This window comes from Actinospica durhamensis (assembly GCF_018139695.1).
In the GTDB taxonomy this organism is placed as follows: domain Bacteria; phylum Actinomycetota; class Actinomycetes; order Streptomycetales; family Catenulisporaceae; genus Actinospica; species Actinospica durhamensis.
The window spans coordinates 1-381 of the sequence record NZ_JAGSOG010000907.1 but is presented as its reverse complement, the minus strand read 5'-3'; the positions used below and the strand labels follow the sequence as shown (position 1 = coordinate 381).

The window sequence follows — 381 nt, the reverse complement described above, 5'->3', positions numbered from 1 at the left end:
ATCAACCTCGGCCTCACCCGCACCAACGGACGCTGGAACCTGCCGACACCAGCATGAACAGGCCAGTGGCGGGCCGGCTACGCCGACCCGCCACATCAGACCACGAAGATCTTCATCGGACTTCTAGGCGGTGTTGGTGAATCTGACCATCTATTAATCTCTATGTACGGTCTCTGTGTCCGGGTCATTCCGGGCACAGAGACCGTAGCCAGATCAGTGCGCTGACCAGCTCGATTCCGCCTTGGTAGCGGTCGGGGAGCTTGTCGTAGCGGGTCGCGATGCCGCGCCACTGCTTGATCCGGTTGTTGCATCGTTCGATCAGGTTGCGGCGCTTGTACAGTTCGGCGTCGAATGCGGGGGGCCGCCCGCCTTTCGGGCCCT

The 381-nt window shown here is 61.7% G+C and carries 1 pseudogene; it reads right to left on the bottom strand.

What is annotated here, in order from left to right:
• Positions 1 to 184: 184 nt before the first annotated feature.
• A pseudogene (locus KDL01_RS42790) lies at positions 185 to 381 on the bottom strand (IS5/IS1182 family transposase); the annotation flags it as partial.